This is a genomic window from Nocardia sp. NBC_01388, from assembly GCF_045040085.1.
GTDB lineage: Bacteria > Actinomycetota > Actinomycetes > Mycobacteriales > Mycobacteriaceae > Nocardia.
Window position 1 is genome coordinate 5034822 of sequence record NZ_CP109553.1, and the last position, 21012, is coordinate 5055833.

17 protein-coding genes are annotated in these 21012 nt (G+C 66.6%); 15 read left to right on the plus strand and 2 right to left on the minus strand.

Features of this window, described 5'->3' with window-relative positions:
* Positions 1–6: 6 nt before the first annotated feature.
* The 9 genes from OG716_RS24805 (at position 7) to OG716_RS24845 (ending at position 14534) form a co-directional block, all read left to right on the plus strand.
* Positions 7–6357 carry an SDR family NAD(P)-dependent oxidoreductase gene (locus OG716_RS24805; RefSeq protein WP_405133148.1) on the plus strand — a complete coding sequence of 2117 codons (6351 nt, stop codon included), beginning with the start codon at positions 7–9 and terminating at the stop codon, positions 6355–6357.
* Positions 6354–7727: an aminotransferase class I/II-fold pyridoxal phosphate-dependent enzyme gene (locus OG716_RS24810; protein WP_405133149.1), complete on the plus strand. Its 1374-nt coding sequence runs from the start codon at positions 6354–6356 to the stop codon at positions 7725–7727. Before OG716_RS24805 ends, OG716_RS24810 begins: the two co-directional genes overlap by 4 nt.
* A gap of 219 nt (positions 7728–7946) precedes the next feature.
* Positions 7947–8822, plus strand: coding sequence for an alpha/beta fold hydrolase (locus OG716_RS24815; RefSeq protein ID WP_405133150.1), 876 nt, complete (start codon positions 7947–7949; stop codon positions 8820–8822).
* Between the two features lie 132 nt (positions 8823–8954).
* A complete protein-coding gene (locus OG716_RS24820) occupies positions 8955–9401 on the plus strand; it encodes an amidase family protein (protein ID WP_405133151.1) in 447 nt (148 codons plus the stop codon).
* Between the two features lie 44 nt (positions 9402–9445).
* Positions 9446–9826 (plus strand): amidase family protein, encoded by a 381-nt coding sequence (locus tag OG716_RS24825; RefSeq protein ID WP_405139885.1) that lies wholly within the window; start codon positions 9446–9448, stop codon positions 9824–9826.
* Between the two features lie 69 nt (positions 9827–9895).
* Positions 9896–11071 (plus strand): hypothetical protein, encoded by a 1176-nt coding sequence (locus tag OG716_RS24830; protein WP_405133152.1) that lies wholly within the window; start codon positions 9896–9898, stop codon positions 11069–11071.
* Positions 11072–11181: 110 nt separating this feature from the next.
* Positions 11182–11865 (plus strand): TetR/AcrR family transcriptional regulator, encoded by a 684-nt coding sequence (locus OG716_RS24835; RefSeq protein ID WP_405133153.1) that lies wholly within the window; start codon positions 11182–11184, stop codon positions 11863–11865.
* The gene (locus OG716_RS24840; RefSeq protein WP_405133154.1) at positions 11862–12725 is read left to right on the plus strand and encodes a 3-hydroxyacyl-CoA dehydrogenase; all 864 of its coding nucleotides are present in this window, start codon (positions 11862–11864) and stop codon (positions 12723–12725) included. Before OG716_RS24835 ends, OG716_RS24840 begins: the two co-directional genes overlap by 4 nt.
* Positions 12726–12773: 48 nt before the next feature.
* Complete coding sequence (locus OG716_RS24845; protein WP_405133155.1) at positions 12774–14534, plus strand: oleate hydratase; 1761 nt, start codon at positions 12774–12776, stop codon at positions 14532–14534.
* A 12-nt stretch (positions 14535–14546) separates the two neighbouring features.
* Here OG716_RS24845 and OG716_RS24850 read toward each other — a convergent pair whose 3' ends face one another.
* Positions 14547–15473 (minus strand): LysR family transcriptional regulator, encoded by a 927-nt coding sequence (locus OG716_RS24850; RefSeq protein ID WP_405133156.1) that lies wholly within the window; start codon positions 15471–15473, stop codon positions 14547–14549.
* Between the two features lie 109 nt (positions 15474–15582).
* On the opposite strand from OG716_RS24850, the gene OG716_RS24855 reads away from it, so the two are divergent.
* From OG716_RS24855 to OG716_RS24875, 5 genes are all read left to right on the plus strand, one after another.
* Positions 15583–16275 (plus strand): type 1 glutamine amidotransferase domain-containing protein, encoded by a 693-nt coding sequence (locus OG716_RS24855; protein ID WP_405133157.1) that lies wholly within the window; start codon positions 15583–15585, stop codon positions 16273–16275.
* Between the two features lie 4 nt (positions 16276–16279).
* Positions 16280–16840 (plus strand): TetR/AcrR family transcriptional regulator, encoded by a 561-nt coding sequence (locus OG716_RS24860; RefSeq protein ID WP_405133158.1) that lies wholly within the window; start codon positions 16280–16282, stop codon positions 16838–16840.
* Entirely contained in the window at positions 16837–17853 is a 1017-nt protein-coding gene (locus OG716_RS24865) for an NADP-dependent oxidoreductase (protein WP_405133159.1), read from the plus strand. Before OG716_RS24860 ends, OG716_RS24865 begins: the two co-directional genes overlap by 4 nt.
* 239 nt (positions 17854–18092) lie before the next feature.
* Positions 18093–19313, plus strand: a complete 1221-nt coding sequence (locus tag OG716_RS24870; RefSeq protein ID WP_405133160.1) for a cytochrome P450 — start codon at positions 18093–18095, stop codon at positions 19311–19313.
* Positions 19314–19332: 19 nt separating this feature from the next.
* Complete coding sequence (locus OG716_RS24875) at positions 19333–19710, plus strand: limonene-1,2-epoxide hydrolase family protein (protein WP_355122811.1); 378 nt, start codon at positions 19333–19335, stop codon at positions 19708–19710.
* 27 nt (positions 19711–19737) lie between these two features.
* Here the strand turns inward: OG716_RS24875 and OG716_RS24880 are convergent, their stop codons facing one another.
* A complete protein-coding gene (locus tag OG716_RS24880) occupies positions 19738–20202 on the minus strand; it encodes a PaaI family thioesterase (protein ID WP_297620727.1) in 465 nt (154 codons plus the stop codon).
* A 168-nt stretch (positions 20203–20370) separates the two neighbouring features.
* Here OG716_RS24880 and OG716_RS24885 point away from each other — a divergent pair, with 168 nt between their 5' ends.
* Positions 20371–21006, plus strand: a complete 636-nt coding sequence (locus tag OG716_RS24885) for a GntR family transcriptional regulator (protein ID WP_405133161.1) — start codon at positions 20371–20373, stop codon at positions 21004–21006.
* The last annotated feature ends 6 nt before the right edge of the window (positions 21007–21012 follow it).

Here is a 21012-nt window from a genome sequence, read left to right on the forward strand (position 1 = left end):
GTCGTAGTGTCTGACATTGCCATTGTCGGAATCGGGTGCCGATACGCGGGTGGTATCGATTCACCGGAATCCTTCTGGGACTTCATCATCAACAAGGGCGACGGCGTCGTCGACATTCCGGCCACGCGCTGGGACTACCGCCGCTACTACGACCCGGACCGGCGTACGCCCGGTCGCATGTACACCAAGCGGGGCGCCTTCATGACCGGCGACCCTTGGGCTTTCGATCCCGACTTCTTCGGGATCTCGCCGCGTGAGGCGGCAGCCATGGACCCGCAGCAGCGGCTCATTCTGGAGGTCGCCTGGGAGGCGCTCGACGATGCGGGCATCGCGGGGCACATTGCCGGGACGTCGATCGGCGTCTACATCGGTGCGTTCACCCTCGATCAGCTCGCGGTCTCCAATACCACCGAGGCGCTGCCGTACGTGGATATGCACACCGCGGCGGGTGCGTCGTACACCATGCTGTCGAACCGAATCGCGTTCGCGCTCAATCTGGTCGGCCCCGCGCTGACGGTGGACACGGCGTGCTCGTCCTCGCTGGTCGCACTGCACCTCGCCTGTCAGGCGCTGCAGAACGGCGACTGTTCGGTCGCCATGGCGGGCGGCGTCACCATGCTGCTGCAGCCGGAAGCCTTCGTCACCATGTGCAAGGGCGGCTTCCTCGCGACCGACGGCCGCAGCAAGCCCTTCGACGCGGCGGCGGACGGCTACGGGCGCGGCGAGGGCTCCGGCATGGTCGTGCTCAAGAAGCTGGAAGACGCTGAGCGCGACGGGGATCGGGTGTACGCGGTCATCAAGGCGACCGGATCCAATCAGGACGGCCGTACCACCGCGATCACCGTGCCCAATGCCGATCTGCAGGAGGCGCTGGCCAAGAGGGTGTCCGAGCGTGCGGGCATCGCACCGCACGAGGTCACCTATGTGGAGGCGCACGGCACCGGCACCCCGGTCGGCGATCCGCTCGAATTGCGGGCCATCGGACGGGCTTACGGTCAGGTCGAGGGCCGCACCGAGCCGGTCGGCGTCGGTTCGGTGAAGGGGCAGCTCGGCCATACCGAAGCCGCCTCGGGCATTGCCAGCATCATCAAGTCCGCGCTGGCCATTTCCAAGCGCACCATCGCACCGCAGGGCTGGCTCGAGACGCCCAACCCCGATATTCCGTTCGACGAGCTGGGCATCAAACTGCAGCTGGACGCGGAAGCGGTCGGCCCCGAGGTCCAGCGAATGACCGTCGCGGTCAATGGTTTCGGCTACGGCGGCACCAATGCGCACGCCATCCTGCAGGAATACCTGCCCACCGCCGAGGCGGTGCGGCAACCCAGGCACTTCGGCGTGCTGCCGCTCTCGGCACGCACCGATCAGGCCGCGCGTGATCTGGCCCGCGGCTTCGCCGAGCTGATCGCCGACGGCGCGGACCCGGGCCTGCTGGCCGAAGCGGCGTGGACGCGCCGGCAGCACCACCAGTTCCGCACCGGGCTGACCTTCGCCGACGACACCGAACTGGTGCACGCACTCATCGCATTCGCCAATGGCAGCGGCCGCGCCGCGACCAAGGTGATCCCGCGCAAGGTCGCCGAACCGGTCTTCGTCTTCACCGGCATGGGCCCGCAGTGGTGGGGCATGGGGCGCGAATTGCTCGCGGCGGGCGGCACTTTCGCCGCCGAGGCGGTGCGCATCGACGCGGAGTTCCAGGAGATCTCCGGCTGGTCCATCATCGAGGAATTGCGGCGGCCCGAGGAGGAATCGCGGGTCACCACCACCGCGATCGCCCAGCCCGCCAACTTCCTGGTGCAGGTGGCGCTGTTCGCAATGCTCGAGGAGCTGGGCATCCGCCCGGCCGCGGTGGTGGGGCACAGCGTGGGCGAGGTGTCCGCGGCCTATGTCACCGGCATGCTCTCGCTGCACGACGCGCTGCTGGTCAGCTACCACCGCGCCCGATTGCAGGCCACCACAGCGGGCTCCGGCGGCATGCTCGCGGTGGGCCTGCCCCGCGCCGCCGCACAGGAATTGATCGACGGCGATGCGCTGGTCGATATCGCGGCCGTCAACAGCCCGAGCGCCGTCACGCTCGCGGGTGCGGTGGAGCGCCTCGACGCGATTGCCGAAAGCCTCACCGAGCAGGGCATTTTCGCGCGCCGACTACATGTCGAGGTGCCGTACCACAGCTACCTCATGGAGCCGATTCTCGACGAATTGCGCACCGTACTGGTCGATTTGAAGCTGTCGGACCCGAAGCTGCCGCTGCTGTCCACAGTCACCGGGCAGACAGTCACCGCGGGTGACTGGGACGCCGAATACTGGTGCTCGAATGTGCGGCAGCCCGTGCGCTTCGCCGATGCGATCACCGCGCTCGTCGGCACCGGCAGCCGGGTATTCCTGGAGGTCGGCCCGCATCCGGTGCTGGGCGCCAATATTCGCGAAATCCTCATCGGCGCCGATGAAACCGGCACCACGGTCGCCACCCTGGATCGCAAGCAGGCGGATGCCGAGAGCATCCGGCAGACCATCGCCGGGCTCTACAGCGCGGGTGTACTGGATATCGGCGCGCTGTTCGGGGACCTCGTCACCCCGCACATCGAGCTGCCCCGCTACCCCTGGCAGCGCACCCACCTGCGCCATGAACTGCCGGTCTTCCAGCAACTGCAGCACGGAACCCCCGGCGTGTACACGATGCTCGGTGATCCGGACCTGAACAATACGACCACCTCATGGCGGATTCAGCTCAGCGTCGGGGCCTACCCCTGGCTCGAGGACCACGTGGTCGGCGGAGCCCGAATCCTGCCCGGTGCTGCGTATTTGGATGCGGCACTGAGCGCGGCGGCACTGCGCACCGAATCCACCCGGGTCGCGGTCGAGCAGGTGCGCTTCCTGGCGCCGCTGATCATCGACGACGGCACGGCTCCGACACTCGAGCTACATGTGGAGGAGACGACCCGGCGCTTCACGATTCGCTCACGCGCCAAGGCCGATGCGCTGTGGACCACCAATGCGACCGGCAGGCTTGTCGAGGGCATTTTCGAACCGCCCACGGTGACCCTGCCGGATATCGAGGAGATGCACGACGTCGACCCGGCCGCGTTCTACGCCGGATTGGCCGCGCGCGGACTGCAATACGGCCCGGCCTTCCAGCGCACCACCTCGATTCGGGTCTCCGGATCAACGGTCCTGGCCACTCTCGACGGCACCATAGCCACCGATTCCGGTCACCTGGCGCATCCGGCCGTGGTCGATGCGGCGCTGCAGAGCGTGGCCGCCCTGCTCGCCGGGACCGGCGGCACGGAGGACGGGGCCATGGTCCCGGTCGGTGTGGACGAGGTCCGGGCCTTCGGGATCATCCCCGATCAGGTCACGGTGGTGGCGCGGCTCGATACCAGCGCCGCACCGGTCGCCGATATCGATCTGCTCGATGCCGAGCAGCGGGTCGTGCTGCAGATCATCGGTATGCGTTTCGGCTCCATCGCACCGGGTCGTGCTGCGCTGCAGCGGATGACGGACTTCTTCTACGAAGACCGCTGGGAAATGCGCGAGCCGGTGGACCGCAGTGTGCTGCCCGGCGCCGAGGCGGCGTTCACGGTCGTGTTCGATCTGGGGACCCAGCCGAGCGCACGTGCCGCGGAGATCGCCGCACTGGGCCGGGGCGAAACCCTCGTACTGGGCGAGCCCGGCCGCGAGGATCTGGAAACCCTTGTCCGCGAACGTCTCGAGGCCGCGATCACGCACGAGGGCGTGGAACGCCTGCACGTCGTGCTGGTCGCCGGAACCGATTACGACGACCTCGACAATCTGTGGACACTGCGCCGGGTGGCCGTCGCCTTCGAGGCATTCTTCGAGGACTGGGTCACACAGCGCGGGGTGGAGGTGCCGATCATGGGCGACGGTTCCATGCACGTCACCCTCATTACCGAGCACGCCTTCGCACATCCGCACGAGGAGACCGGACCCGATCCGGCGCATGCCGCGCTGCTGGGCGCCCGCCGGGTGCTGCTGAACGAGCAGCCGCGGCTGCGCTGGCGACTGGTCGATATCGAATCCGAGGTCACGACAAAGGAACTCGCGGCCGAGCTGACCATTGCGGGCGCCTTCACCTACGACCACTCCGATGAGGTGTTCCTGCGCAACGGCTTGCGCTGGGTCACCGTGGTCGACGCCTCACTGCAGGGCCGGATCGACGGCCTGGACGAGCCGGTGCCGCTGACGGATCCGGAGGCCAATTTCACCCTGGAGCTGCCGAAGTCGCGGGTGCTGTCCCGCCTCGGCTGGCGACGCTGCGACCGGCGGGCGCCGGGACCGAACGAGGTGGAGGTCCGGCTGCGGGCCATCGGCCTCAACTTCAAGGATCCCCTGAAGGTGCTCGGCGTACTCGGTGAGGAGGAGTTGGCGGGCACCGCCTTCGGCCTCGTTCCCGGTATGGAGGGTGACGGCGTCATCGTCCGAATCGGTTCGGACGTCACCGATCTCGCGGTCGGCGACAAGGTCATCATGTCCTCCAAGGGCATGTTCGGCCGCTTCCACACCACCGATCGCGGCCTCGTCACCCAGGTGCCCGAGGAGCATCAGCCCGGATACTGCACCAGCGATACGGCCTTCGCGACCGCGGAGCACGCACTGCTGGGGCTCTCGCATCTGCAAGCCGGTGAGGTGGTGCTGGTGCACGGCGCGGCCGGCGGTGTCGGCTCGGCGGCGGTGCAGATCGCCAAGCTGCACAATGCGATTGTCATCGGCACGGCCAGTACCGAGGAGCGGCGCGCGTACGTCCTCGAACAGGGCGCCGATCATGTACTCGATTCCCGTTCGCTGAATTTCGCCGAGGATGTGCTCGCACTCACCGACGGCACCGGCGCGGATATCGTGATCAGCACCGCGCCCGGCGAGATCCTGCGCCGGAACTTCCAGGCGGTGGCCGAGTTCGGGCGCATCGTGGAGATCGGCAAGGCCGATATCTACGGCGGCGGCGTGCTGGATCTGCGCTTCTTCGACAAGAACATCTCCTACCACTCCTTCGATCTGGACCGCATGTTCGCGCTGCGCCGGGTCGAGTCGGTGGAGCGGATGAAGCGGGTCGAAGCGTCACTGGCCTCGGGGAAGTACAAGCGACTGCCGTTCACGCTGTACGACACCGATGATGTGGTCCGGGCCTTCGAGGATGTCGCGCGCTCCACCCAGATCGGGCGGATCGCCGTCAGCCTGGATTCCGAAGCGCCGCTGGTGCGTCCGCAGATCCAGAAGGTCACCGTCGATCCCGAGGCGCAGTACCTGATCACCGGTGGTTTCGGTGCGTTCGGGCTGGCGATCGGGCGCTGGCTGGTCGGGCTCGGTGCACGGCATCTGACCCTGCTGGGACGCAGCGGCGCGACCACCGATGCGAGCCGCGATCAGCTCGCGGCGTGGGAGCACCAGGGCGTGCAGGTGACCACCGAGCGCGCGGACGTCACCGATACCGAGGCCATGGCCGCGGTCATCGGCCGCGCCCACTCCCCCGAGCATCCGCTGCGGGGCGTGTTCCACACCGCGGGTGTCGTCGACGACAAGCGCATTACCGTTATGGACCGCGACAGCCTCGCCTCGGTGTACCGGCCCAAGATCGAGGGCGCGCGAGCGCTGCGCAACGGTATCGCGCTGGCCGGGGCCGAACTGGACCTGTTTGTGCTGTTCTCTTCCGGCAGTGCGATTTTCGGTGGTGTCGGCCAGTACTCGTACACCGCGGCCAATCTCGCGCTGCAGTCCGTCGCCGATGTGGTCGCCCGCGGCGGCGGCAAGGTGCTGGCCGTCGGCTGGGGTCATATGTCCGGCGGCGGCATGGCCGAGGCCGAGGAGAATCTGGCGCGGTACCTGCGCAATACCGGATTCGACTCCGTGGACATGGACGAGGGCACCGAATTCCTGGAGCGCGCACTGGAACTCGGCCTGCACCACCAGGTCGCCATGATTCCGGTGGACTGGAGCAAGGTCTCGGCCACCGCGCCGTTCTTCGCCATGACCGGCCGGGTGGAAGCACAGATCGCGGCGGCGGCCGAAGACGATTCGGCCGCATCACAATTGGTCGCCGCACTGCGCGCGCTCGATGAGCAGAAGCGCGGAGATGTGGTGGCGCACATGCTCGCCGAACAATTGGCGGTGGTCATGGGGGTCGACGCGGACTCCATCGATCTGACCGTGCCGGTGCCGGAACTCGGCCTCGATTCGCTCATGGCGGTCGAATTCGGCGCACTGGTGGGCAAGACCCTCGGCATCGACCTGATCTCGCTGAAACTGGGGCGTACCTTCACGCTCCAGCAAGCGGGAACTCGGGCTGCCGAAATCCTTATCGGCGCACCCAGCGACGCGGCGCCCACAGCGGTGGAGGTGACGGTATGACTGAATCAGCACGCGATCTGGCACGGAAGCTGTTGGCGGGCAATGGAACCGGTGGCGGTACTGCCACCATCCAGACCACTGCACCCCGGCCCGCGGCCAGCGCCCCGGCACGTCCGGTGCGCGGTCCCGGCCGCCAGTTCGCCGACCATCCGGAGGTGGCGGCGACGGTGGCCAAACAGGCGGCCATCACCGCCATCAGCGCGCAGTCGGGGCTGGTGAATCCGCTGTTCCTGGCCCGAACCGGGCCGAACGACACGGTGATTCACGCCGATGACCGCGATCTGGTCAACTTCAGCGCCTACAACTACCTGGGGCTCTCGCACCATCCGCAGGTGATCCAGGCCGCCAAGGATGCCCTGGACCAGTACGGCGCTTCGGCCTCGGCCAGCCGGATCGTGGCCGGGGAGATCCCGCTCTACGGCGAGCTGGAGCAGCGGCTGGCCGGTATCTACGATGTCGGCGATGCCATGGTCACGACCAGCGGGTACCTCACCAATGCGGGCGTCATCGGCTTCCTGCTCGGTGAAGGCGATGTGGCCATCTGCGATTCGCTTATTCACGGCAGCGTGGTCTCCGGCACGCAGTGGGCCGGTTGCCGCCGAATCAACTTCCGGCACAACGACCCCGAATCACTGCGCGCGGTGCTGCGCATGTCGCGCGGCGGCTTCGATCGGGCGCTGGTGGTGCTCGAGGGCCACTACAGCATGGACGGCACCGTGGGCAGGGTCGCCGAATTGGCGTCCGTGGCACGGGAATTCGACTGCGCGATCATGGTGGACGAAGCCCATTCCTTCGGTGTGTTCGGCGAGCGTGGCCACGGGATTCGCGAGCACTACGGCATGGCCGGCGCGGATGTCGATATCTGGATGGGCACACTGTCCAAGGCGCTGGGCAGCTGCGGTGGCTTCATCGCCGCCGATGCCGACCTCATCGGGGCTATGAAGGCCGCCGCCCCGGGGGTGGCGATGCTCACCGGCGGTCCGGCGCCGTCGACCATCGCCGCGGCGCTCGCGGGTCTCGAAGTGCTGGAGGCGGAACCGCAGCGGGTCGCCAGGCTGTGGGACAACACCCGGCTCTTCGATGCGCTGCTGCGGGAGCGCGGTCTCAACCTGGGCGAGTCGCAGGGCACGCCGATCTTCCCGGTGATCGTGCCGGGCGAGATTCGCGCCGGGTTCGTCTCCGGCGTACTGCTGCAGCGCGGGGTGTACGCCGGAGCCATTTCGGCCCCGGCGGTCCCGGTCGGCAAGGAGCGCCTGCGCTTCTTCATGACCTCGGAACACACGCGGCAGCAACTGGTCTCGACGGCGGATCTGCTCGCCGAGACGGTCGCCATGGCCGATCAGCTGCCCGAAACGGCGGCCGTCGGGTAGCCGCTCGGGGATCGGTGCGGATCCCCGCTTCTCATAACGAGCGGGTGGCGCTACGTTAACCGGAGGTTGTTACTCCGTTTAACGTAGCGGGGCCACCCGCTCGACTGGCGGTCGGCAAACGTACTGGGAGGCGGCAAACGTACTGGGAGGCACCGAATAGCCCGTCCGAAATGAGAGGATCTCCCTCGACCGTATGACAGAAAGCCGGTGGTGAAGACGATGGCGTCAACTGCACTGAAGTCACGCGCCCGGATCGGTGAACTCATTACCGTGCAGGGCCGTCCCATCCACGTTCGTCAGGACGGACCCACCGACGGCAAACCCGTGCTGCTGCTGCACGGCTTCGAGGGGTCGGTGCACTGGTGGGACGGGGTTACCCCGCTGCTCGCCGACACGTATCGGGTCATTCGCGTGGACCTGCTCGGATTCGGCTGCACCGGCGGCGATTACGGCTTCGACCAGGAGGGACAGGGCAGCATGCTGGCCGCGCTGCTCACCGAACTGGGCGTCGCGAATGTCGCGGTGGTCGGCCACTCCTGGGGTGCGGACGCCGCCCTGGCCGTGGCCGCCCGCTCCCCGCGCATCAGCGAGATCGTGGTACTCGATCAGGCCCCGGATCTGAGCTATCTGAATGTCCCGGCCGCCACGCCGCTGCTCACCCTCGGGCCCATCGCCCGCGTGCTGCAGCGCTTCGCACCCGAATCCATTGTCCGCCAGGCCCTTCGTGCCGGCTTCGCGCCGAAGTTCGATCTGACCCGAGCCACACCGCCGGTCCACCAGATGTTCCTGGACCATCAGGCCATGTCCTGGCGCGCGTATCGCGCGGTGAGCACCGATCGACGGAAGGACTTGGCGGCCAATCCCCTGGACCGCCAGATCCGCCGCCTCGCGCTGCCCACCCTCGTCATTCACGGCCGCCTCGACGGCATGTACGACTGGGCCGTCACCCGCGATCGCTACACCGCCGCCGGCGCCCGCTTCGAACTCATCGACACCGCGGGCCACAGCCCCAATGTCGAAACACCCGCGGCCTTCACCGCACACCTGCGGGACTTCCTCGCCGCACCGGCGGCGCCCTCCCCCGCCAACGACTGATCGATACCGCCCACCGAACCGCCCCCTTCCTCGAAGGGGGCGGTTTGTTACACGCCCGCCACCGAGATCGTTGCCCGTATCGGCCGACGCGAGGTATCCCCGGTAGAAATCCTGGACGCCGGCCTGGATCGGATGCGGGAGGTCGAACCGACCCTGCACGCCTTCTGCACCCCGACGCCGGATCTGGCTCGCGCACAGGCGATTCGGCTGGGCGATGCCCTGGCGCGAGGGGAAGCGCCGGGACCGCTGGCCGGAGTGCCGATGGGCATCAAGGATCTGTTGTCCACGGCGGGCGTGCGGACCACCTCGGGCTCCTGGGTCTATCGCGACTTCGTGCCGGAGGAGGACGATATCGTGGTCGAGCGCAGTCTGGCGGCGGGCGCGCTCTGCGTGGGCAAGACCAATACCCCTGAATTCGGTTACAGCGCAACGGGACAGAACAATCTGTTCCGCACGAGGTGCTCGAGCAACAACTCGGCTGCCACGTCGAAACGGTCGTCCCGGGCCGGCCGGATCCGGCCGCGGCCTTCTCCGCCCTCATCGTCGCCGAAACCGATCTCACCGGTATGCGGCGCATGATCGACGAGCACGGCGAGCACATGTCCCCGCATGTGGTGGCGTGGATGCGCGAAGACTGGACCGCACAGCATTTCACCGATGCGAACATCGTCCGCAAATCTTTGGTTAATGCAATGGCCAGGCCGATGAGCCGTATCGACGTGCTGGTCACTCCGACCTCCGCCGTCCCGGCCTTCCCGATCGGCAGTCACGGCCCGACCGAGATCGACGGCCGCACGGTCTCCGACTCCGCCTGGATCGGCTTCAACTACCCCGCCGATCTGACCGGACAGTCCGCCGCCGGCATCCCCGCCGGATGGACCGAAAACGGTCTGCCGGTGGGTTTGCAGATCATCGGCAGACACCTCGGCGATGCCACCGTTCTGCGCCTGGCGGCGGCCGTCGAGCGCGTCGCGCCCTGGTCCCAGCACCGGCCCCCGGGCTGAGAACGGGGCGTAGGCTGATCGGGACCTGCATGAAAATCGACCAACCAACCTCTAATTGAAGGACGGCCGATGTTCAAACAGTCCGACCTGTCGACGCTCATTTCCGCCGCGCCGGGGCGTGGTGTCTCGATCTATCTGCCCACGCACAACAGCGGTCCGGAGACGCGGCAGGACCCGATTCGGCTCCGCAATCTGCTCACCGAGGCGCACAGCCGGTTGCTCGCGGCGGGCGTCAGTAAATCCGAAGCAGAAAGTTTGCTGGCTCCGGGGCACGCGCTCATCGAGGATGAGCGATTCTGGCGGTATCAAGATCAGGGGCTGGCGCTCTTCCTCGGAGCCGACGGCTCGTCGTATCACTTCACGGTGCCGCTGACCTTCACCGAACAGGTGCACATCGAACCGGGTTTCTATGTGAAGCCACTGCTGCCGCTGCTGGCCGCCGACGGCGAATACGCGGTGCTCACCATCACCGCCGACGGCGCGGCCTTCTACGGCGGCTCCAAATTCGCATTGACGCAGGAGCACGATGCCCTGCTGCCGGTCGGGCCGACCGACAATCTCGACGACGACAATCAGAACCGCGTGCTGGCCAGCCCCGCCGCCCGCCCGCACATCGGCGGCAAGGCCACCACGAGCACGCAGGTCTATGGCGAAACCCCGACCGACTGGCGCAAAACCGCCCTCGACGAATGGGTCGGCAAGGTGGCCTCCGCGGTCGATCGCCGACTGGCCGATCGTGCGATCCCCCTCGTGGTGGTCGCGGATCCGGAGCTCACCGGGCAGTTCAAGAAGCGAACCACCTTGGGCCCGTTGCTCGTCGGCACGGTCGATACCAATCCGGCGGCCCTCGTCAACGGCAAGCTGCACGCCACCACCTATGACGTGGTGCGGCCGCACTTCGAGGCCGGGCAGCGCGGCGCCCTCGAACGGGCCGCGCAATTGCTCGCGGACGGCCCCACCAAGGTGGCTGTCACCATCGGCGAGGTGGTGCGGGCGGCCTTCCAGGGCCGGGTCGAGGCACTGCTGCTGACCGCGGGTGCGGTGGAGTGGGGCCGCTTCGACGAAATGGCCGATGCCGTCGAAACCCATTCGGAGCCTGGCACATCGGTGATCGACCTGACCGAGTACGCAACGGTGAAGACACTGGAGAACAAGGGTTCGGTCTACATGCTCGAACCCGAGGAGCTCACCGGACTGTTCAAGAGTTCGGTCGCGCCCGCCTCCATCGCGGTACTGCGTTACTGATCACACCGCTGTTCACACACGACCGGTGATCGCTGCTTGCGCTTTCGATAGCCAGAGGTACGCTCGGAAATGAGTTCGCTCATTTACTGAAGGCAATCCGGAGGTCTCGAATGACTGCGCCAGAGCATGCGACACCGGTCGGCCGCCGCGTCCGGGGCATGCTCGACAAGCAGGACCGCATCTTCGAGGCCGCCGCCGCACTGTTTGCCGAACACGGGTTCGCGCAGGTCACCACGCAGCAGATCTCCGACCGTGCGGATATCGCCGCCGGGACACTCTTCCGCTATGCCTCCTCCAAGGGCGAGCTGCTGCTGATGGTCTACAACGCCGATTTCCGGGCCGCCCTCGATCTCGCGGACCGCCGGCTGCGCGACTACACCGAGCCGGCGGAAGCGGTCATCGAGATCATCAGCCCGACCGTCCGGGCCGCCGGGCGCAATGCCGAGAACACTGTCGCCTATCAGCGCGAGCTGCTGTTCGGCTCACCCGCCGAGAAGTACCGGGCCGAGGGCCTGGCCCTGGTCGCACGGTTGGAGGCCATGGTGGCCGAGCGGCTCACCGGCGCCGCACGCGCTCGTGGACTCGATTCCGAACTGCTGGAAGAACATTCGCGATTGGCAGGGCGCAGCGTCTTCGCCGTACTGCACCTGGCGCTGGCGCGGCCGGCGACCGGCGCGCATGCGGAGTACGACCCGCTCGCGGATCTGCGAGCCCAAATCTGCCAAATAGTCGCCGGATTCTTCGCTGCCCTCCCGGCCGCATCCGACGACGCCCTGGAGAGGAGAACACATTGACCATCGATATCCGCAAGGTGACGGTGCTGGGAACGGGGGTCCTGGGTTCGCAGATCGCCTTCCAGACAGCATTCAGCGGATTCGAAGTCACGGCCTACGACATCAATGACAAGGCCCTCGACGCCGCCCGCGAACGGTTCGTCAAACTCTCGGAGATCTACAAGACCCAGGTGGCCGGGGGCGGTGACGGCAAGGCCGAGAAGGCGGCGGCGGGCATAACCCTCAGGTCCGATCTGGAACAGGCGGTGGCGGATGCCGATCTGGTGATCGAGGCGGTGCCCGAGGTGCTCAGCATCAAACAGGACACCTATACCAAGCTGAGCCAATTCGCCCCGGAGCGAACCATTTTCGCCACCAACTCCTCCACCCTGCTGCCCAGTGATATGGCCGAATTCACCGGCCGCCCGGATCGCTTCCTGGCGCTGCACTTCGCGAATCAGGTGTGGCAGTTCAATACCGCCGAGGTCATGGGCACACCGGAGACCGATCCCAAGGTGTATCAGGCGGTGGTCGACTTCGCCTCCGCCATCGGCATGGTGCCGATCGAGCTGCACAAGGAGAAGGCCGGCTACGTTCTCAATTCTCTGCTGGTACCGCTGCTCAATGCCGGAATGTCCCTCAGCGCAGGCGGTTACGCCGAACCGGAGGCCGTCGACAAGACCTGGCGCATTGCCACCGGCGCGCCGCTGGGCCCGTTCCAGATTCTCGACGTCATCGGGCTGACCACGCCGTACAACATTCTCGCCAACAGCACCGAGCCGGGCGCCGCGCAGCTCGCGAAGTGGTTGAAGGACAACTACATCGACAAGGGCAAGCTCGGAATCTCCAGTGGTGAGGGTTTTTACAAGTACTCCGCGTAAACCGCTGCTCGGCAACCGGTTCGAATCCGCTTCAGGAATAGGAGTCATATGTACTACAGCAATGGCAACTACGAAGCCTTCGCACGGCCCCGCAAACCCGCTGGGGTGGAACAGAAGACGGCCTGGTTCGTCGGGTCCGGCCTCGCCTCGCTGTCCGGAGCGGCCTTCCTCATCCGCGACGGACAGCTGCCCGGCAGCAAGATCACCATTCTGGAGGAGCTGAAACTGCCCGGCGGCGCCCTCGACGGCATCAAGAAGCCGAAGAAGGGCTTCGTGATTCGCGGCGGCCGCGAAATGGAGAACCACTTCGAATGCCTGTGGGATCTGTATCGGACCATCCCCTCCATGGAGGTGGACGGCAGCGTGCTGGACGAATTCTATTGGCTCAACAAGGATGACCCGAACTCCTCGCTGCAGCGCGCCACCGTCGATCGCGGTCAGGACGCGCACACCGACGGCCTCTTCACGCTGAACGAGAAGGCGCAGAAGGACATCATCAAAATCTTCCTGGCGAGCCGGGAGGAGATGGAGGACAAGCGCATCGACGAGGTCTTCTCCGAAGACTTCTTCGCGAGCAACTTCTGGATGTACTGGCGCACCATGTTCGCCTTCGAGGAGTGGCACAGCGCCCTGGAGATGAAGCTGTACCTGCACCGCTTCATTCATCACATCGGCGGTCTGCCGGACTTCTCGGCGCTGAAGTTCACCAAGTTCAACCAGTACGAATCGCTGGTGCTGCCGCTCTACCAGTGGCTGCTCGAGCAGGGCGTGACCTTCAAATTCGATACCACGGTCACCGATGTCGACTTCGATCTGAGCGCGAAACGCAAGCAGGCCAAGCGAATCCACTGGGTGTCCGAAGGCGTCGAGGGCGGCGTGGATCTGGGCGAGAACGATCTGCTGCTCATGACCATCGGCTCGCTCACGGAGAACTCGGACGAGGGCGATCAGCACACTCCCGCGAAGCTGAACACCGGCCCCGCACCCGCCTGGGATCTGTGGCGGACGCTGGCGGCCAAGGATCCGGCCTTCGGGCATCCGGAGGTGTTCGCCGGCGATATCGAGAAGACCAAATGGGAATCGGCCACCGTCACCACGCTGGATCAGCGCATCCCCGAATACATTCAGAAGATCTGTAAGCGAGATCCGTTCAGCGGCAAGGTCGTCACCGGCGGCATCGTCACCGCGAAGGACTCCAGCTGGCTGCTGAGCTGGACGGTCAACCGGCAGCCGCACTTCAAGCAGCAGCCCAAGGATCAGATCGTCGTCTGGGTCTACTCACTGTTCGTGGACGTCCCCGGCGACTACGTGAAGAAGACCATGCAGGAGTGCACGGGCGAGGAGATCACCCAGGAGTGGCTGTACCACATGGGCGTTCCGGTCGAGGACATCGCCGAACTCGCCGCGAATGCCAGCACCTGCGTCCCCTGCATGATGCCGTACGTGACGTCGTTCTTCATGCCGCGCAAGGCCGGTGACCGCCCGCAGGTGGTGCCGGAGGGGTCGGTGAACTTCGCTTTCATCGGCCAGTTCTCCGAGACCGGCCGCGACTGCATCTTCACCACCGAGTACTCGGTGCGCACGGGCATGGAAGCCGCGTATCAGCTGCTCGATATCGAGCGCGGGGTGCCGGAGGTCTTCGCCTCCACCTACGACGTCCGTTCGCTGCTGGCGGCCACCAGCCGACTACGCGACGGCGAGGCCATCGACCTCCCGGGACCGCAGATTCTGCGCAAGCGCCTGATGAAGCGCCTGGAGGGCAATGAAATCGGTGAACTGCTCATGGAATTCGGGTTGATCGGCAAGTAGCCCCGGGGGCGGTCAGTGCACACACGTACGCCACACCTCGGCGGCCTCGAGCAGCCGGGTGCGGACCAGATCGACGTGCGGGCGGGACTGGCCGCCCACCCGGCGCGCGAGATACACCGTATTGATCGGGGAGTCTTCGGGATCCAGCAGTGTGACGATCCCGCCCGCCTCGAGTTCACGGGCGCACAGATAGCGCGGGAGCACACTCACCCCGGCTCCCGAGACAACCGCGGCGAGTACCGCGCGCAGGTCCGGAATAACAAGGGCGGCTTCGGCTTCCAGTCGGGTATCGAATACGTGTCGCCAATACCGGCGCACGATGGGCAGATCCGGCGCATAGCTGATCAGCGGAATCCCGGCGAGGTCGTTGACCCGCAGTCGTGCCACATCCACCGCGGCCGCCACCCGCGGCGCGGCGACGAGCACGAACTCCTCATCGGCGAGCGGTTCCGCAAGGACGGTCCGCCCGCGCGGGCGAATGGTGGACAGCACCAGATCGAGCTTGCCGAGGCGCAGATCCGCCAGCAGCTCATCGGCCAGCCCCGTGGTGATGGTGAATCGGATGCCCTGCGCGACGAGCGGAGCCAGGGAGGGCAGTGTCAGCGCCGCCAGCATTTCGGCGGGACCGCCGAGCAGAACCGGCGGCTCCTGGGTGTGCTCGGCCGGGGCATCACCGACCACGATTTCCAGCGCGTCGAAGGGTCCGGCGACCCGGGCCGCGAGATCGTGGGCGGCGGCGGTCGGGGTCACGCCGCGCGGCAGGCGTTCGAACAGCGGTCGGCCCAGCCGGCGTTCGAGCGCCTGCAGTTGCGTTGTCACAGTGGGCTGGGACAGGCCGACCTGACCGGCGCCCGCGGTGATCGATCCGGCCCGGTAGACCGCCAGAAACGTGCGGAGCTGCGTCAGGTCCACGGAACCATCGGCCTGCCTATGTCTCATATAGGCGAGTCTATTGGTCAGCCGATATTTCGGCACCTACGGTAGGGACAGCGACAACCTGACATTCTGCATACACAGTGTCAGTTCATCCACAGACTCGAGGAGCATCATGGCCAAGGTCCTGTTCGTCATGACCGGCGTCGACTACTGGACGCTGGCCGACGGCACCAAGCACCCCACCGGGTACTGGGCGGAAGAGTTCGCCGCACCCTACGAGGCCATCAAGGCCGCCGGGCACGAGATCGTGGTGGCCACCCCCGGCGCCGTGGTGCCGACCGTCGACGGCGGCAGCCTGGCGCCCGGAGCCAACGGCGGCCCCGAGGGCGCCGAGAAGATCGCCGAAACCCTGCGCAAGGCAACCGAATTGACGCATCCCATCGATCTCGCCGCGGTCGACCTGGCCGATTACGACGCGGTCTACTACCCGGGCGGCCATGGCCCGATGGAGGATCTGGCCGTCAACACCACCTCCGGGCAGCTGCTCAATGCCGCACTGGCCTCGGGCAAGCCGCTCGGCGTGGTCTGCCACGCCCCGGCCGCCCTGCTGGCGACGGTGGACGCCGACGGCAAGTCCCCGTTCGCGGGATACCGGGTGGCGGCCTTCAGCAATGCCGAGGAGACCCAGGCCGGACTCGCGGACAAGGCCAAGTGGTTGCTGCAGGACCGGCTCATCGCGCTGGGCGTGGACTACAGCGAAGGCGAGCCGTGGGCCCCGCATGTGGTGGTGGACCGCAATCTGTACACCGGCCAGAACCCCGCTTCGTCCGCGCCGCTGGCGGCGGAGTTGCTGAAGGCACTCTGACACCGTGCCCGACCGGACCGCCGACGTACTCGACGCCACCCTGCGCTGCCTGCTGCGCTACGGGGCGCGGCGCACGACCATGGACGATATCGCCGCGGAGACAGGCGTTTCCCGGTCGGCGGTCTATCAGTACGTGCGCAATAAAGACGATGCGGTGCGGCGGCTGGCCGAGCGACTGCACGAGCGTGCGCTGACGGATGCGCACGCGGCCGCCGCCGCACCGATTCCACTCGCGGACAAGGTATTCGGCATTGTCACCGCCAAGGCCACCCTGGCCTCCGGCGCGTTCGCCGAATCTCCGCATGCCGCAGAACTTCTCGGTGAGCAGGCACGGCTGTGCGGCGATATCTGCCGCAGCTTCACCGACGATCTGCGCGAACTGCTCACCGGCGTGCTCAGCGAGGCGGGCCTCGCACGGCCCGCCGATGCCGCGCATATCGTGCTGGCCGCGGCCATCGGCCTGCTCGCGGCCGACCGGCCGGATCTGCTGCGCGGTGCGACCGACACCATTCTGAGCGGCCTCGCCGCGAATCCACTGAAAACTTCCGAAGGAGAACAGCAATGACCGTATCCAGCCGCGAATGGCGTTTGATCGCCCGTCCGATCGGCGAGCCGAAACCGGCCGATTTCGAGTTCGCCACCGTAACGCTGCCCGAACCCGCTCCGGGGCAGGTGCTGGTCCGCAATGACTGGCTGTCGGTGGATCCGTATATGCGCGGCCGCATGAACGATGTCGAATCCTATATTCCGCCTTTCGGTTTGGGTGAAGCCATGACCGGTGGAGCGGTCGGCACCGTGGTGGCCTCCGCCGCGGAGACGATCCCGGTCGGCACGGTGGTCAGCCATTTCTACGGCTGGCGCGAGTACGCACTTGTGGATGCCTCCGGTGCGCAGGTGCTGAATACCGAAATCGCTTCCCCACAGTCATATCTCGGCGTTCTCGGCACCACCGGCCTGACGGCGTACGCCGGGCTCACCGAGGTCGCACCGGTGCGCGAGGGTGATGTCGTGTTCATTTCGGGCGCGGCGGGTGCGGTGGGTTCCGTCGCCGGCCAGATCGCCAAGCGACTGGGCGCGTCCAAGGTCATCGGCTCGGCCGGTGGGCCGGAGAAGACCGCCCGGCTCCTCGGGGAATTCGGCTATGACGTCGCCATCGATTACCGCAAGGGCGATCTCGCCGGGCAGCTGGCGGCCGCCGCGCCCGAGGGCATCGACGTCTACTTCGACAATGTCGGTGGCGATCACCTCGACGCCGCCCTGGCCACCATGAACCTGCGCGGCCGAATCGCACTGTGCGGGGCCATCTCCGTGTACAACGACACCGAGCTGCCGCCCGGACCGCGCCATCTGGTGCTCGCCATCGGCAAGCGGATCAATCTGCTCGGCATGAATGTCACCGATCATCTGCACCAGGCGCCGGAGTGGATCGGCAAGGCGGCCGGCTGGCTGGCCGACGGTTCGCTGCGCACCGAGGAGACGGTGGTGGATGGCATCGATCAGACCCTCGAGGCCTTCACCGCGCTGATGAACGGCGCCAATACCGGCAAGATGCTGGTGCGGCTGTCCCACAGCGAATAGGAGCGGCCCGCGAGCGCGACAGCACTTGCCGCCGACGCGGGTCACCGCATCTCATGGCGAGACAATCACTTCTGATTGTCTCGCCATTGATATACGCCTGATCAGCAGATATACCGGATCGCCGTGGAAGTTTCCGCAGCATCCACCTCCGCGCGATTCCCGCACCGAGACACTTCTTGACAGTCGATTCGGCACGGGAAACCGTGTGCTCGGCACAGGTTCCCGACTTCGGAGTGGCAATGACGCTGACCGCACCGGACGCGATCGACATCTTCGATCCCGTCCACCTCGACAATCCGAATCCGCTCTACCGGCAGCTGCGCGAGCAGGCGCCGGTGTACCGCATTCCGGGCACCGACTTCCACCTGGTGACGAGCTGGGATCTGGTGGCCGAGGCGGTGAATCAGCCCGAGGCGTTCTCCTCGAATCTCACCGGAGTGCTGCTGCGTCAGCCCGACGGGCCGCCGGTGACCTTCGATATGGATGGCGGCGGGCAGGCCGTGCACGTGCTGGCCACCGCCGACGATCCGGCCCATCTCACGCACCGCAAACTGGTGCAGCCGCTGCTGGCCAAGCGAATTCGCGGTCTGGGCCCGACGGTGCGCGAGCTGGTGGACGAGCTGTGGTCGCGGGGGCTGCGGAACGGTCGCATCGACTGGGCCACCGGCATGGCCGATCAGCTACCGCTCGCACTTGTCGCCGATATCATCGGCCTCCCGGAATCGGATGTGCCGCAACTGCTTTCCTGGGCATACGACAGCACCGAAATGCTGGGCGGAGTGGTGGACGCCGACCGATTCGGCCATTCGGTGACGGCCGCCGCCGAGCTGACCGGGTATCTGTACACCACATTCAAAGCCGCTGAGGCGAATCCGCGCGACGATCTGCTCGGCATACTCGCCCGGGCCTGTGCGGCAGGCGAACTGAGCGATGCCGTGGCGGTCCTGGTACTGCTCCAATTGGTCGGCGCGGGAGGCGAGTCCAGCGCCGGACTGGTCGCCAATTCGGCGCGCATACTCGCCACCGATCCCGAACTCCAGGACGAACTGCGCCGCGAGCCCGCCCTCATCCCGGCCTTCATCGACGAGGCGCTGCGCCTGGAATCACCGTTCCGCGGCCATCATCGGCACGTCACCGAGGACACCGTGCTCGGCGGCGTCAATCTCCCCTCGGGCAGTCATCTGCTGCTGATGTGGGGTGCGGCCAATCGCGATCCGGCCCGTTTCGAACAGCCGGACACACTCGACCTGGACCGCCGCAGCGGTGCGAACAATCTGGCCTTCGGCCGCGGTGTGCACTTCTGCGTCGGTTCGGCTCTGGCCAAGCTGGAGGCCACCGCCGCCCTCACCGCGCTGCTGGAGCGCAGCTCGCGGTTCACCCTCATCGATGACGCACCGCCGCAATGGTTTCCGAGCATCTTCGTGCGCCGGCACCAGACCCTTCCCCTGCACATCTCCTGAATCGAAAGGCTCCCGCCACATGACGACCCCGTCCCCCGAAGCCCTGGTCACCGCCTTCTGCGCCGAATGGCTCAGCGGCACACCGGAATCCATCGCCGAGTATTTCGCCGAGGATGCCGTCTACCACAACATCCCCATGCAGCCGCTGCTCGGGAAGGCGGCCATTCTCGATTTCCTGCGCGGTTTCATCGGCGCGTTCGGCGGTATCGACTTCGGCATTCACCACCAGTCCGCACACGGGAATGTGGTGCTCAATGAACGCACCGACCGTTTCACCCTCGGCGACAAGCAGATCGAACTGCCGGTCATGGGCGTGTTCGAAATCGCCGACGGCAAGATCGCCGCCTGGCGCGACTACTTCGATATGGCGCAGTTCGGGCAGCTCACGCAGGGGTGAGCCGCCCGCACCACGAAAGCCCGCGCGCTACTTGTTGTGCGCGCGGAGCTGGTACAGCCCTTCGGTTTCCGCGACGACCACACCATTGGCGTCGGTCACGACGGCCTTCAGACTGAAGTCGGACTTGCCCTTGAGGTCCGCCTCTTCGGCGACGCGCGCGATCTCCTCGTCCGACATGGTGGCCACGGCCGTCACATCGGTGGCGGCGGGCCTGCGGAAGAAAATATGCAGGTCCTTGACCAGCGGGTAGTACTTGGAGGTATCGAAGCTGGCGAGCGCGAGCGCCCCGCCGAGCACCTCGGCGACGGTGAAGAGCACGCCGGCGTACATGACGCCGAAGTGATTGCCATTGCCCTCGACCGGAACCTTGGTGGAGGCGTAGCCGGGCCGCACCTCGGTCGCCTGGACACCCATCTTGTGCGCGATCGGAACCGTGAACTCGAGCGCGCTGTTCACGATTTCATGCAGCGGCGGGGTGGCGTCGTTCGCCATGCGGACCTCCCTGTCTCACTTACTGGCGCTATGCCAATACGCCAGATCATTGTTCCAAAGGTGTAGGTCGCGCAAGTCTGCGGGCACCTGCCACCTGTTCGGGACCGTGAGTCCGGCCACATCCCAGAAAATCCGACCGGTCGGAATTCTAGGATGCATCTTGTGTCTATGACGTATTCATCCGCCGAGCGCGCCTACCGCGAGGTCAAGGAACGCATCCTGAGCGGGGAACTCCCCGGGGGCGAGTTGATCAGCGAGGGCGAGATCGCGACCACGCTCGGCACCTCGCGGACGCCGGTGCGGGAGGCCTTCCTCCGGCTGGAGACCGAAGGCTGGATGAAGCTGTATCCCAAGCGCGGCGCGCTCATCGTGCCCGTGCCCTCGCACGAGGCCGAGGACGTCACGCAGGCCCGCTACGTCGTGGAGACGGGCGCGGTGCGCATACTGGCCGAAATCGACCGGGCAGCCCTCATGACGAAGCTGCGGGCTTCGCTCGAACACCAGCGGGAACTCGCCGCCGCCGGAGACCTCGACCGGTTCGCGGTCATCGACGCCGACTTCCATCGCGAATACGTGGTGGCCGCGGGCAATCGGCTGCTGGCCGGTTTCTACGACTCCCTGCGCGAACGCCAGCGCCGCATGAACAGCGTCGCCCTGCGCCACGGCCCCATCGAGACCGCACGCATCATCGCCCAGCACGCGGGCCTGGCCGACCTCATCGAGTCCGGCGACACCACCGGATTCGCCACCGCCCTCGCCGACCACCTGATGGCCGTGCACGGCGTGCGCCTGAGAGGACTGTGATGCCGA